Origin of the sequence: Bdellovibrio sp. HCB2-146 (assembly GCF_047345725.1) — a bacterium.
GTDB lineage: Bacteria > Bdellovibrionota > Bdellovibrionia > Bdellovibrionales > Bdellovibrionaceae > Bdellovibrio.
Window position 1 is genome coordinate 55960 of record NZ_JBLEQP010000001.1, and the last position, 12987, is coordinate 68946.

Consider the following 12987-nt stretch of genomic DNA (forward strand, 5'->3'; position numbering starts at 1 on the left):
TTACTTCGAGTCTAAATTTTGTGGCAGGCGATTGGCGATTCTTTTGATCGGTTGATCTTTGTCTTTTACAAAGAGAATGATCTCTGTTTTTCCGTCGCGAAAAACACCCAAAATGCGGTAGCTGTCTTGGGAAACAAACGGCTTTTCATCTTCAGTTAATAACTGCTGAATGTCGGCAGGTGTTTCTTCATAAGTCAGATAAATGGCACCACGCAACTTCCCTTCGGGAACGTAGCCGGCTTTTTTCAGGTCTGTGGTGTAGGTTTTGAACTCTTGATAATAAGCTTCCTCGGACGTCACCACGGCAGCTATGTTCGTGGTCATTTCGGACTCTCGAGCTTTCTCGATATATTCAACAAAGACCTTGCGTCCAAAAAGAACGACAAGCGTGATTCCAACTACAACTAAAAGTCGACCTAGATATTCACTCTTCTTCATATGCTAAGCGTAAAAGAAAAAAGCACCTACGCCTAGTGATATTTTGTGTGCCGGCATAATCCACTATTCGCCTCTATCACCTTGGTCGGCTGTGGAATGTCAGCTTTGAATTTTTGCTGACGTGATCATTTTAGCAAAGTGATAGAATGATCACGTGGGAGGCTTTTATGGTGAGGGCTTTCTTAGTAGGTTTATTTTGTGTGATGTTCAATAATGTGGCTTGTGCACAGTCGTTGGATACTCTGCCTCCCGCACCTTCTCCTTCACCCTATCCCTATCCTTTTTCCCAACCTGCCTATTCACCAGAGCAATTACAGATGCAACAGTTGCGCGTGGAAAGACTTCTGCAACAACAGGATGTGGAACAAGAGCAATTACAACAACGGCAAATCATCGAACAGCAAAATTTACTTATGAGACAACAGCTGCAACAAGAGCAATTGAATCAAAGGCAGCAGTTGCAACAGCAGAACATAGCCTTGCCTCCAATTCCAACTCCACAACCTTCACCTTCCCCCACCATTTTTGATTAATGAGCGGGGGCTATCAATTCGATTTTGTAAAATAGTCGGCGAACACGCCTTGGTTGTTGCGTAGTTGAGCAACAAGTTCTTTGATTTGTTTTTTATATGGCGCAAACTCAGAACCCTTCTCACGCTTAAGAACTTCATGTGCTTGCAACAAGACTTGAATGGCCTTTCCGCGCTCCAATTCCACCGTCAAGAAATCGACAGTGATTGCCGCTTCCTGCCAGGAAAACTCGATACGTAGACCATAGTGATCAGACAAAGGACGGCGCTCGGTGCCCTTAAGATTGATACGGCCATCAACCGCTTTCAGAACCGATTTTGCTTCTCCCACATTCGAGTAAAATACATAGTCAAAGACGTGATCGTCATTCATCCAGCTAAGGGGATTTTTATGGCAATATGTACATATGTCGGCGGGATACTTCCCCAGCACTTGCTCTAAAGAATCCGTCACCCTCAAGGTAGATTCTACAAACGCATGCTCAAGCTTATCGAAGCTTGCGTTGAAATCACCTGAGATGATGAGCTTGCGATTTTGATTTTTAAGACGCCAGTTTAAAAGATCCAGAATTTGTGTCAAACGAACTGCTTGCGATGACGGATGCAAATGCGTATTGAGGAAATAAATATCTTCGTCCAATCCAGGTACGTTCGCCGTGACGATGTGAAAGGCTTTTTTCACATTGAACATATTGCGAACGCCATCCATCAGCCCGCCTTCATTATTCACGTTAAAACTGTAAGTTTCTTCCTTGCGAATGCTACCTTTAAACAAAGACATCAAACCAATTCGAGCTTTGCGATTCGGAGCGCTGAGGGAATACTTGCTACGAAGGGCGGAGTCGACCTGATTGATATGTCCTTCATTCCAGACCTCTTGCAGTTGAACGATATCGCAAGAAGGTTTGGCTTGAAGTTCGGCGGTCCAACGCTCTGTGCGTTCGCCGACATTGGATGCATAGATAGGTCCATAGGCATTGAAATTTTGCAGGCAAAAACGTGCCGACTGATCATCGGCTTGCCAGACGGCTTCGGCTGAAGCTGCACTCGACAGGACGCCGAGCAACCCAACTGATAGAATAAGTTTAAGGCCCATGATTCCCCCTCCGGTTCCTTAAAAATTCGGCCTTAGTTCTTTCGAATATCAAAGGGGGTGTCAAACACAGAGTAACTCCGAAATATCATGACACTTGTCGCCATTAAACTGATTCGATCTGAGCGCAAATTTTTGAAAATTATTTGTCGCCTATCGGTTCATAAATACGAATGCTCGCACCTTGTAGGAGAGTCGCAACCTCGCTACGGAGAGATTGAACTTTCAAGCAAAGACCTACGATTTCCTGAGGGTAAGGGACTTGCTCTCTTTGGTAGCTGAGTTCAAGTTCTGAACAGCTGACACTGAGTTCTTTTAAGCGAGCCAAGGCCGCACCACCAGATTTTTTCATATAGCGACTGCTACGATTCCAGGCTTCGTCGGTAAAACCGATGGGCCTGGTACCTTTAAAAATTCCGCGCAGATAATTTTCAATCGCAAGTTCTTCAAGCTCAAACGATTCCAACTGTTGCAGTTGCGCTTGAACCACTTTTGCAAATGCCGTTGTCACCTGCTCACGGTGTTGGGGAGAAATGTAGTGCCATTGGTTTTTTTGGTAGAACTTCCATCCCGTTGATAGTCGTGATTGTGCTTGCGATTTTTCAGTCTCAGAAATCAGAGGCTCAGCGGAGGTTTCAAGTGAAAGTAAGTAATGAATAAACTCATGCACAAGCGTCCACTCGTCTGCTTGTGAAGAAAGCCAGATCGTAGGAGCGGCGATATTTGGAAAATGAGTTTGATCTAAAAACTGCCCACGCAACTCAGAGCTTTCAAAGACGTGGTCTTGCACCAAAACCCCTAAAGATTGAATTCTTTGAACCTTCTCGGTGCGACTTAAAGGTAAAAGCTCCTCAATCCGCGCGACGTCGGCATTCTTGCCGAAAGCGAAACCCGTGGCAAAGGCCGCACTGCCACTTAAAATCGTCGCCACACATAGGAACTTGAAAATGAACATAGAACCTCTCTCAGGCTAACAGTGCAAATCCGATGCTCTTTGAGAGGGGTTTAAAATGAATTTGAGCGCTTCCGAAGACGGAAAGCGCTCAAACAAAGTGACTGATTTGACAGTGTCTCAGTCTGAGACAACTATTCTCGGCAGTTATAATTTAGCGTCGTCACACCTGATGGGAGAACATCAGAGAACGTCAGCAAGCTTCCTGACACTGTGAAGTTCGTCAGGTACTGAGCAGAGGCTTGGTTGTAAACCGTGATATCGACTTTACCGTCGCCATCGGCATCAACTGGTGCACACTCAAGACCGATGGAGCGGACCACTTTGCTGACACCAGAACCGATTGAAGACAACTGAGTACCGTAGTCTGCTTCACACACACTACCTGTGATACCACCAGTAAGAGCTGCCGCTTTTTCGTAAGCAACTCCATAACCTTCATTTTGGTTGATTGTTCTGTCCGTGTTTTTACAAGCTTCATCACCGCTTTTTACGATGATACCGTTAAAGATAAACGGTTTTCCTGGCCATTTGCTTGCAACCAGCTTCACAAGGTTTTCACCTCTATTGCGGTCTTTTAGATTTTTAGGATCGTTTCTGTCGCCGGTTTCATCAGCGTCAGTCACAACCACCACTGCAAGGGCTGCATCATCACGGAAGAATCCGTTATTCGCATCCCCGCTCGTGAACGCTCTTTCAATAGAGCGATAAGTAGCTCCTATACCTTGTTCATATCCGGAACCTTCTTCCGTTCTTTGAACTGTATCACTGAAATAGCCTTGAGCTTGAGCAGCCAATGGACCTGCTGAATCCAACCAACGCTCAGTGCGGTCTTTAATTGTCACCAAACGACCGTCTTTCAACTCTTGTGAAGTCGAAGACATATCTGTCGTGATGATACCCACACGCCATTGGAGTTCAGCGATTTGCTCCATGAATCTGGAGAAGCGATCTCCCATATTTTTTTGTTCGTATTTCATCGAACCGGAGTTGTCGATCACGACCAACACATCTAGCTTCGAGATATCTTGGATATTGACCGTTTTCGATTTATTGACGATGGTTCCGCCTTCATCATCCCCCGGTGTGCGTGGGTCTCCTGATGAAGAAACATCTTTAACCGCTTCTGAGAACTTTGGTTGCGCGCAGTTATTAAAAGAAACTGCCATAAGCAACGTTATAAATCCCAGCGCCAGATAACGACGTGCTCTTTTCATAGATCTTTCCCCCAACTCTCTACAATACAATAAGTAAGCCAGCCTAAGTCCGTTTTAACCAATTGCCAGCCCTGTCCGTAGGGGAGGTTCCGATATCAACTTAGACAGTTGAAGTGCAAGAAAAAGGGCTAAGCCCTCTTGATGCCTTACCTATCGGATGGTCCCGACGAAAAAGTGAGCAGTGTTTAAAAAATAACTTCAATTTTTTCACTGAAATGTCTCAGAAGGAAACACATTTCCCCGCTCTCTACCGCCATCACGACTTCCGATTTTTTTCGGCGAAGATTTTTTCACCAAATTATTTGTGCTCCTTTGTTTATAAAAAAACGAAAAACCTCTTTACACCACTCTCGAAATGAATGTTTCAGAAGGAGGATTGTTTGTGTTTTTGCGCGAGAGGCGTACATTAAAACCTGAATTCACCAGGAGGGTGACATGAAGAATGTGTTTTTAAAAATCGGTATCTTCAGCGCAGTATCTCTAATAGCCGCCTGTAACCAAAAGGGCGCAAACAATGGTGACTCACTCAGTTCTGGGTTAGGCACAGCTGACTTGCAGAAAGAATCCATTGTCAGCTTTAAACTCACGGATGCTCCTAATAAGGACTTAAAATCTGTGATAGTAAATATCGACCATATGGAGGTCGTGGTTGCGGGACGCGGTAAAGCAGGACGCTTGATCTTATCGAAAAACTTAGGAGCTGTGGATTTACTCACTCTACAAAACGGAGTGACTCTTCCCTTGCAAGACGTGATTGCTCCAGATGGTCTGCAAATTCAACAGATCCGCTTGGTTCTAAAACAAGACGGTCACTATGCTGTCAAAGGCGATGATTCGACTTGTGAGTTGAAAACACCAAGCGCGCAAAAAACCGGTGTTAAGATCATTTTGACTAACAAAGTGCAATTCGAAGCCGGACATCAATATGATATCGTGGTCGACTTTGACGCTTTGAAGTCCGTTGTGATCCAAGGTAACGGTGGCTGCTTGCTTAAACCTGTCTTGAAGTTGAAATCTGCGTATAAAAAACCAATCGACGATTCACAATCTGGCGGTTCCGATAACCCAGGTTCTGAAGACCCTGGCACTGTCGGTGGTGGCGATGACGGCGGCACGACAGATCCAGGATCTGGTTCAGAGGGTGAAGAACTTGTCACAACTCCAGAAGAAAACGATCCATCATCTGATGACGGATGGGATGTGACTTACCCTGAAAATGAATATCCAGTTCTGACTGAAGAAGAAATCCGTAACATGTAAGAATTAAAAAAAATTTGAGACACTAAAACGGCTTCGCAAGAAGCCGTTTTGTTTTACAGATCCAAGCGATAACCCAGGCTTCTATATTCAAGAGCGATGGCTTCAAGAATATTTCCCTTTTCCTGCAAGATTCCCTTGAATGGCGATAGTGTTTGCGCCAGGTCTTCTTGAGAAAGCGCTCGCACATCTTTTAAAAGCTTAAGACCCTCGGAGAATAAATCTTCCTGACAAGTATTGGGACTGAGCCACTTAAATCGCATTTGCAAAAGATCGACGAAGTGCCCATCTTCGAAAAATTCCAGATAATAAGAACATTCCTGATTAAAGAATCCCTCGCGCACATGCGTATCCCAGCTAAAAACTCCGGATCTTTCTTCCGTGAGCTTAAGGGATGTCAGCACCACACCCGACGCCTCCGCAGACTTGCGCAGGCGATCTCGACATTCGTAAACCAAACGTGCTGCCAGGTGAATATCGGACTCTAGATCATAGACCTTGGCTTGCATCGAATTTTGAAGATCGGTCATCCATTGATCGACTTCGACCAAATTCACACTCATGCCAGAAAGAGGATCTATGTCTTTTGAAAAACCCGCGGCAAGCGAAAACAAAAAACCCCGTCGCTCAGACGGGGCTTGAAACTGAATTCGAATAGGAGTTTCTCTAAAAAACTGCAACATTATTGCAACTGCATGAACTCGTGGTTCATAGTGACGTGAGATTTTTGACGGAACTGGTTCACCCAAGCTTCAAACATTCCATCGCCTCTACGTTTTTGAAGCATCTCAATAGTTGTTGGCTCGATAGCTGCCACTTGCTCAACTTTTGTTTCTTTGAGCTTCAAAACGTATTTTGACTGCCCGTCTCTGACAAGACGCTTCAAAAGAGGTTCTGTTTTAGTCAGTTCAAAAACAGCGTCAGTTGCAACAGCACTTGTGATTTTCGGGAACTGTTCAGCTCCGATTTCTACCATGCCTGTTTCTTCCCAAGTTGCTTTCAAGTCTTTAAGTTGTGCGTTAACGGCAGCTTCATCACCTTTTGCTAGAGCTTCATCCAAAGCTTTGATTGCGGCTTCCGCTTTTTCTTTCGTCATCGCTTTTGTCGCAGCTTCTTGATCGACTTTCGCAAAAAGAATATTGATCTTTGTGCCTTTCAAATCCTTCAACTTCGCCGCTTCAGCTGCATTTGGTTTTGCCGCAATTTCAAACAAGTGGCGCGCACGGACATTTGCTATATCTTTACGCACTTTGTTTTCAAATTCGCCTGGATTCATACGAGTTGATTCCAAGTAACGGCTGTAAAATTCTCTCTGGAATTGGCCATTTTGTTGGAAGAACGGAATGTCTTTGACGATAAAGTCGCGAACTTCTGCGTCTGTTGCCAAGATGGCTTCCTTATTTGCAACTTGAGAGACAAGTTCCATACGCACCAAGTTCTCAAGAGCTTGTTGGCGAAGAAGTTGACGCTGAGAGCTAAAATCCATCGAGCTACCGAAGAGGTTTTGATAGTACTGCTGAATGCGGTTTTCTTCCTGTTGGAAATCGGCAACTGAGATCAAGCTGTTATTCACGCGCGCAACGGAACCAACACCAGGTCCCAAGCGACCAGGCAAACCGAAAAACACGAAAACAAGAATGATCGCGCCAAACAAAACGATGGCTGTTACGCTCTTAGCAGAGAGCTTTCTTTTCATTTTATCTGCCATACTATCGCTCATAAAAATTCCTTCCTTGTACAAGCTTACTTTTTAGCCGTTCCATTACCCAACTATTTTTTCTTTTTTTCAAGGGGAAATTGTTGAAATCCAACGCGCTTTTGAATAGCGTTTGAATTATTAGGTAGGTGACATTTGAACTTTTTCAACTTTGATCTCAAAAAACTTGTGATGATCGGGATTGTCCTGGCATTGCCCTTGATTTCCATCAACATGCAGCAGCGTCCCCAAGAATCTCACTGGTTAACAACCCCATTCAGTCTTCTCGCTAGCGGTGTGTCGGAGACTTTCTTCGGATTCAGCCACGGGGTCAAAAGTACCACCAGCATGTACATCGATTTGATTAATATTAAGAAAGACAGTGAGCATCTGCAAAGTCAGAACAACGAACTCAATTCAAGATTGCAAAAAATGAATGAGTTGCTCGTTGAGAATGAACGCCTGCGCGGACTTTTGAATTTCAAAGGTCAAACGAAAATGAATCTCGTAGGCGCGCAAGTGATTGGTCGCGATTTAGTCATCGACCACAATACGATCACGATTAACAAAGGAACAACTGAAGGTTTGAAATCGGGCCAAGCTGTTATCACAACAGAAGGTGTTCTGGGTTACATCTTTAAAGCCGATGCTTTGACTTCACATGTGATGCTCATCACAGACCGTTATGCGGTTGTGGATGGTATCGTGCAACGCACGCGTGCTCACGGTATCGTCGAAGGTAAAAGCCAAAACGGTTGTTCTTTGAAGTACGTTGAGAAAACAGAAGACGTGAAAGAAGGCGATCTGGTTGTAACCGGTGGTCTTGATAACATCTTCCCGAAAGGTTTCCCAGTTGCGATCGTTGAATCCGTTGAGCGCAAAACATTCAGCGTTTCGTTGAAAGTGGATTTGCGACCAGTTGTTGATCCTTCAAAAGTAGAAGAGGTTTTTGTCGTCGTTGATGCAGCAAAAGAAGACTTTGGAGATAAGTACGCTCCGCAAACCGCGACAGATGCTGCAGCAACAGGTGAAGCTCCGGCACCTGGTGCGACTCCTGCCGCCTCGCCGACAACAGCGACAACTCCTGCAACATCGCCAGCTCCTGCCACTTCCCCTGCAGCAACTCCTGCGACAAAACCTCAGGAGAGCAGACCGTGAAGATTCGCTGGAACTTTCTTTTAAATTTTCTGATTCTTTTTGTTGCGTTGGTTTTCGTTGCTGGATTCCAAACGACGTTTTGGTTTCAACTTTTCGGGAACGTGCCTGCTCCCCTTTTATGGTTGAACCTTATTGTGTATGTGACTCTTTATCGCAAACCCTACCCAGCTATCATCACGATATATGCAATGGGCTTTGTTTTGATGTCCTATACGGGCATGCCACTGAAGATGATGTGGATCTCTCTGCTCATCCTCTTTACCTTGGTCTATGGAATCAAACGCAGGGTCTTTTGGTCAGGATCGGGATACTATACAATCATGTGTGGATTCTCTGCCGTCGCCTACCATCTCATTTACTTCTTCACGTCCATGGTGCTTGAGAGAAATCCCGCGAGTTTTGAGATTGTGGATCGCTTAGTCCAAATTATTTTGACACCGTCTTTTGCTTTCCCGATGTACTGGGTGTTGGCGAAAATGGATAAAGTTACTCAAGACGAACTCGTTCATGAACATGGGGGACTCGAGATATGAGTACTTTCGTATCCAATCCGGACGAGGCAAAAGAGTATACCGGCCGGTACAAGCTTTTCTATATTGTGATTGCTTTGACGTTCACAGTTTTCACAATGCGCTTGTGGTATTTGCAAATCATTTCAGGTAATGAGCTTCGCGAGTTCTCTGAGAAAAATCGTATCAAACAAAATAAAATCACAGCTCCCCGTGGCTTGATGCTCGATCGCGATGGCAAAGTTCTCGTCGAAAACTTGCCAGGCTTCGAAGCTATCTTGACGCCTCAATATATTGAGAATCTGGATCTGCTTGCAAAAACGGTCGGCCCTGTCTTGGGACTTGAGCCAGATAAGTTGATGCAGAAAGTGCAAAAAGGCCGTCGTCAAAACGGACCGTTTGCACAAATTCGCTTGAAAGAAAATTTAAGCCGCGAAGAAGTCTTCCGTTTGAAGCGCATCCGTTTGGATACTCCGGGGCTTGAGATCCGCGAGTCTATCGTGCGCTACTACCCGCTTCGTGAAAACGGCGCCCAACTTTTCGGCTATGTGTCTGAAATCTCAAAACGTCAGATCCCTCTTTTAAATGACCTTTACAAAGGCACTTTGTTCTTTGAACAAGGTGACATCATTGGTAAGAGCGGTCTTGAAGAAAACCTTGAAAAAGATATTCGCGGAACTGATGGCATCAGCTTTATTCAAGTCGATGCCCATGGTCGCGAGGCTGTCACACAGACCCCGAACATTTACGGCGAGCAAATCAAAGATCAAACACCTGTTCACGGTAACAATGCTGTTTTGACAATTGACCGTGATATTCAAGAAGCGGCCTTTAAGTCATTCTTGGCACTGAATCGTATCGGTGCGGTTGTCGCAATGAAAACAAACGGCGAAGTTTTGGCTTGGGTTTCGACACCTTCATTTGATCCGAATGAGTTCGCAACAGGTATTTCGCCAACGACTTGGTCTAAATTGATCAATGATCCGTTTAAACCTCTCCGTAATAAGGTCATTCAAGATCACAATGCGCCGGGTTCCACGTTTAAACCATTTGTGGCGCTAGCTGCTTTGAATGAAAAAGTCATCACCCCTAATACCATCGTAAACGCACCGGGTGTGTTTTACTTTGGTCGCCGTCCTTACCATGACCATCAAAAAGGTGGACAAGGTAACATCACGGTCTATGAGGCGCTTGAGCGTTCGTCGAATGTGTTTTTCTATAAAATGGGTATCGCGCTTGGCGTGGATAAAATGTATGACTACATCCACTTGCTAGGTATCGGTCAAAAAACCGGTATTGAACTCGCTCGTGAGGTTTCTGGTACAATGCCAAACTCGGCTTGGAAGAAAGCGACCGTCGGTGAAGAGTGGCAACCGGGTGAAAACTTGTCGACAGCGATCGGTCAAGGTTTCGTGAACGTGACGCCTATTTCAATGGCGATTGCTTACAACGCAATCGGCACTGAAGGCAAAGTCGTCAAACCGTTTATCGTTCGTAAGATCATCGACCAAGACGGAAAAGTGTTGCGTGAAAACTTCCCACAAGTTGTTCGCGACTTGCAACAAACGCAACCGAACGGTGTGCATGTTTCAGTTGAAACATTTAAAACTGTTAAAGAAGGTATGAGACGTGTTGCCAATGGCGATCGCGGTACGGCGAAACACTGGAAGATCCCGGGCGTACAAATGGCTGGTAAAACCGGAACAGCACAGGTTATGGGGTTCTCTGCGGATCAAATCTACTCTTCTTGCGAAGGCAGACCGATTCACATGCGACATCACGGTTGGTTCGTGGCGTTTGCTCCAGCTGATAATCCAGAGATCACAGTTGCAGCGCTTGCAGAACATGCCTGCCACGGAAGTACGGGAGCGGCTCCAATCGTTCGCGATATCATCCAGGCTTATTTCCAAAAATATCATCCTGAAGTGATCGAGGCTGCTCTGAAGGCTAAGAACACGAAAGCAGCTGTAAAGCCTGCTGAACCTGTTGTGACTCAAGAAGGAGAATAACTTGATCAACACTCTCCATGTCGAAGAAAGAACTCTGTTTAAGAAACTCGACATCAATTTAATTATCGTTATCTTGGCGCTGAATGTGATTGGTCTTATCAATCTGTACAGCGCCACTCATGGACCAACTTCAACGGATGTTGCATCTTTATTCATCCAACAGTTTGTTTGGTTGGCGGTAGGCTGGACGATCTTTTTGGTCGTAACGTTAGTAGACTATGCCATTGTCACCCGTATCGCTTTGATAGTTTATATTTTAAACTTTGGAGCCATTGTCTACGTTACCTTCTTTGGTAAGGTGGCTCTCGGCGCCCAACGTTGGATTGATTTGGGCTTCTTCCGTTATCAGCCTTCGGAAACGATGAAGTTGGCTTTGATCATGCTGATGGCCAAAATTTTGTCGACTCGTAGTTCACTTGGTAGCGGCATGGGCTTTAAAGAAATGTTCGTTCCGCTACTTGTATTGGGCGTGCCGTTTGCGTTCGTCGTTGAGCAACCAGACTTGGGAACGGCGATGATGTTGGCGGCTATCGGGGGATCGATGCTGATTTTTGCAAAAATCAAACGCATCATCATCGCTTCTTTGGTGGTGTTGGGAATTATTGCACTTCCAGTTGCTTGGAAGTTTGTCCTGCATGACTATCAAAAAAACCGTGTCTTGACGTTTCTTTCCCCAACAAACGATCCGCGTGGAACGGGTTACAACAGTATTCAATCGAAGATCGCTGTTGGTTCTGGCAGATTTTTCGGTAAAGGCTTTATGAAGGGAACTCAATCACAGCTTGAGTTCTTACCTGAGCGTCACACGGACTTTATTTATTCAGTATTGAGTGAAGAACACGGCTTTGTCGGCTCTTTGGCGGTTGTTGGTTTGTTCTGTTTCTTGTTCCTAACAGGAGTTCGCGTGGCAATGAATGCACGTGATAAGTTTGGAGCCTTACTGACAGTCGGAGTTCTCTGTTACGTTTTCTGGCATATGTTCGTGAATATCGGGATGGTTATTGGACTCCTCCCGATCGTAGGGGTCCCGTTACCGTTGCTATCCTACGGAGGATCGAGCATGCTGACCACAATGGCGGGCATGGGCCTCATCTCCAGCGTCGCTTATCGTCGCTACCTCTTCTAGAAAAAAAACAAGGCGGGAACTCCCCGCCTTTTTTTTGTACCCAAAAATTGCCGCACCACTACCTTGTGCGCCCGATGTAAGAGTTTATCTTCCAGCGCAGGTTCTTGCGTCCGAATATTTAAAGCACTCTTTGAAGTTATCACCGGCGCTTGCGCAAGTTGCAGCGTCTGCGTATTTGAAACATTCCTTAAAGCCTTCTTCTGTACCTCCTGGAACCGCACACGTGCTTGCACTTGCGTATTTAAAACATTCTTTAAAGCTATCACTTGCACCCCAGCATGTTTCAGCAGATGCATATTTATAGCACTCATCAAAACCTGCACGAGTCCCGCCATAACCAGAGTTACCACCAGGAGTACGACCTCCGCGACTGCTATCACGGGCACACTCTTCTGCACTTCCGTATTTAAAGCACTCTTTAAACCCATCGTCAGCGCTGGCGCAAACCGCAGCGCTTGCATATTTAAAACACTCCTTAAAACCCTCTTCTGTTCCGCCAGCAGCGCAAGTGCGTGCGTCTGAATACTTAAAGCATTCTTTAAAACCGCTCCCTGCGTTGGCGCAGGTTTTAGCATCCGAATATTTAAAACACTCTTTGAAGCCTTCTTCCGTGCGCTCGGCAAAAGCAAACGAAGCACAGAATGACAGAATCAAAAAAACACAAATCTTTGAAATCATAGATTATCCCCCGGGAAATGGTGCGTTTTTATTACTACGAGGGAACAAGATAGCAATACCCGTGCCCGGCACTTTGCCACCATTTCTGCCGGGCTCGCCTTGACGCAGAGCCCTTCGTACCCATATTCAACCTATGAAAGCGAAGAAGATCCTCTTCTATTCATTATTACCGCTTTTCTTTATTCTCGCGATGGTGGGAGTTCCACCGCCGTCGCTATTTGTGGAGCGAAAAAAGAATCCCAACGAACAATCTCAAAGTGTTGAAGAAAATGAAGAGAATGAAAAATAATGACGCCCCTATAGGGTCATGATTGTATTTATGAA

General features: G+C 45.3%; 14 protein-coding genes. 7 read left to right on the forward strand and 7 right to left on the reverse strand.

Annotated elements, in window-relative coordinates; genetic code table 11:
- Positions 1–438 carry a hypothetical protein gene (locus ACLWOR_RS00220; protein ID WP_413938640.1) on the reverse strand — a complete coding sequence of 146 codons (438 nt, stop codon included), beginning with the start codon at positions 436–438 and terminating at the stop codon, positions 1–3.
- A 146-nt stretch (positions 439–584) separates the two neighbouring features.
- Here ACLWOR_RS00220 and ACLWOR_RS00225 point away from each other — a divergent pair, with 146 nt between their 5' ends.
- Entirely contained in the window at positions 585–971 is a 387-nt protein-coding gene (locus tag ACLWOR_RS00225) for a hypothetical protein (RefSeq protein ID WP_413938641.1), read from the forward strand.
- A gap of 13 nt (positions 972–984) precedes the next feature.
- Here ACLWOR_RS00225 and ACLWOR_RS00230 read toward each other — a convergent pair whose 3' ends face one another.
- The 3 genes from ACLWOR_RS00230 to ACLWOR_RS00240 form a co-directional block, all read right to left on the reverse strand.
- Positions 985–2064, reverse strand: a complete 1080-nt coding sequence (locus ACLWOR_RS00230; protein ID WP_413938642.1) for an endonuclease/exonuclease/phosphatase family protein — start codon at positions 2062–2064, stop codon at positions 985–987.
- Between the two features lie 139 nt (positions 2065–2203).
- The gene (locus ACLWOR_RS00235) at positions 2204–3016 is read right to left on the reverse strand and encodes a hypothetical protein (protein ID WP_413938643.1); all 813 of its coding nucleotides are present in this window, start codon (positions 3014–3016) and stop codon (positions 2204–2206) included.
- A gap of 131 nt (positions 3017–3147) precedes the next feature.
- Complete coding sequence (locus tag ACLWOR_RS00240) at positions 3148–4230, reverse strand: hypothetical protein (RefSeq protein WP_413938644.1); 1083 nt, start codon at positions 4228–4230, stop codon at positions 3148–3150.
- 435 nt (positions 4231–4665) lie between these two features.
- On the opposite strand from ACLWOR_RS00240, the gene ACLWOR_RS00245 reads away from it, so the two are divergent.
- The gene (locus tag ACLWOR_RS00245; RefSeq protein WP_413938645.1) at positions 4666–5490 is read left to right on the forward strand and encodes a DUF4382 domain-containing protein; all 825 of its coding nucleotides are present in this window, start codon (positions 4666–4668) and stop codon (positions 5488–5490) included.
- Between the two features lie 53 nt (positions 5491–5543).
- Here the strand turns inward: ACLWOR_RS00245 and ACLWOR_RS00250 are convergent, their stop codons facing one another.
- Entirely contained in the window at positions 5544–6101 is a 558-nt protein-coding gene (locus tag ACLWOR_RS00250; RefSeq protein WP_413938646.1) for a hypothetical protein, read from the reverse strand.
- 68 nt (positions 6102–6169) lie between these two features.
- Positions 6170–7207, reverse strand: coding sequence for a SurA N-terminal domain-containing protein (locus ACLWOR_RS00255; RefSeq protein WP_413938647.1), 1038 nt, complete (start codon positions 7205–7207; stop codon positions 6170–6172).
- A gap of 132 nt (positions 7208–7339) precedes the next feature.
- On the opposite strand from ACLWOR_RS00255, the gene mreC reads away from it, so the two are divergent.
- The 4 genes from mreC to rodA are packed head-to-tail and all read left to right on the forward strand — an operon-like array spanning position 7340 to position 11985.
- Entirely contained in the window at positions 7340–8341 is a 1002-nt protein-coding gene (gene mreC, locus ACLWOR_RS00260) for a rod shape-determining protein MreC (protein WP_413938648.1), read from the forward strand.
- Entirely contained in the window at positions 8338–8874 is a 537-nt protein-coding gene (locus tag ACLWOR_RS00265; RefSeq protein WP_413938649.1) for a hypothetical protein, read from the forward strand. Before mreC ends, ACLWOR_RS00265 begins: the two co-directional genes overlap by 4 nt.
- Positions 8871–10859 carry a penicillin-binding protein 2 gene (gene mrdA, locus ACLWOR_RS00270; RefSeq protein ID WP_413938650.1) on the forward strand — a complete coding sequence of 663 codons (1989 nt, stop codon included), beginning with the start codon at positions 8871–8873 and terminating at the stop codon, positions 10857–10859. Before ACLWOR_RS00265 ends, mrdA begins: the two co-directional genes overlap by 4 nt.
- Before the next feature lies 1 nt (position 10860).
- Positions 10861–11985: a rod shape-determining protein RodA gene (gene rodA / locus ACLWOR_RS00275; RefSeq protein ID WP_413938651.1), complete on the forward strand. Its 1125-nt coding sequence runs from the start codon at positions 10861–10863 to the stop codon at positions 11983–11985.
- An 84-nt stretch (positions 11986–12069) separates the two neighbouring features.
- On the opposite strand, the gene ACLWOR_RS00280 is transcribed toward rodA, so the two are convergent.
- Positions 12070–12663, reverse strand: a complete 594-nt coding sequence (locus ACLWOR_RS00280) for a hypothetical protein (protein WP_413938652.1) — start codon at positions 12661–12663, stop codon at positions 12070–12072.
- A 133-nt stretch (positions 12664–12796) separates the two neighbouring features.
- Between ACLWOR_RS00280 and ACLWOR_RS00285 the strand changes: the two genes are divergently transcribed.
- Entirely contained in the window at positions 12797–12952 is a 156-nt protein-coding gene (locus ACLWOR_RS00285; RefSeq protein ID WP_413938653.1) for a hypothetical protein, read from the forward strand.
- Positions 12953–12987 lie beyond the last annotated feature (35 nt).

What these genes read in the sequence shown, in the direction of transcription:
- ACLWOR_RS00255 (WP_413938647.1), bottom strand. Translation starts at nt 7,207, where the DNA reads ATGAGCGATAGTATGGCAGATAAAATGAAAAGAAAGCTCTCTGCTAAG.
- ACLWOR_RS00245 (WP_413938645.1), top strand. Translation starts at nt 4,666, where the DNA reads ATGAAGAATGTGTTTTTAAAAATCGGTATCTTCAGCGCAGTATCTCTA.
- ACLWOR_RS00220 (WP_413938640.1), bottom strand. Translation starts at nt 438, where the DNA reads ATGAAGAAGAGTGAATATCTAGGTCGACTTTTAGTTGTAGTTGGAATC.
- ACLWOR_RS00280 (WP_413938652.1), bottom strand. Translation starts at nt 12,663, where the DNA reads ATGATTTCAAAGATTTGTGTTTTTTTGATTCTGTCATTCTGTGCTTCG.
- ACLWOR_RS00235 (WP_413938643.1), bottom strand. Translation starts at nt 3,016, where the DNA reads ATGTTCATTTTCAAGTTCCTATGTGTGGCGACGATTTTAAGTGGCAGT.
- mrdA (WP_413938650.1), top strand. Translation starts at nt 8,871, where the DNA reads ATGAGTACTTTCGTATCCAATCCGGACGAGGCAAAAGAGTATACCGGC.
- ACLWOR_RS00240 (WP_413938644.1), bottom strand. Translation starts at nt 4,230, where the DNA reads ATGAAAAGAGCACGTCGTTATCTGGCGCTGGGATTTATAACGTTGCTT.
- ACLWOR_RS00225 (WP_413938641.1), top strand. Translation starts at nt 585, where the DNA reads ATGATCACGTGGGAGGCTTTTATGGTGAGGGCTTTCTTAGTAGGTTTA.
- ACLWOR_RS00230 (WP_413938642.1), bottom strand. Translation starts at nt 2,064, where the DNA reads ATGGGCCTTAAACTTATTCTATCAGTTGGGTTGCTCGGCGTCCTGTCG.
- ACLWOR_RS00285 (WP_413938653.1), top strand. Translation starts at nt 12,797, where the DNA reads ATGAAAGCGAAGAAGATCCTCTTCTATTCATTATTACCGCTTTTCTTT.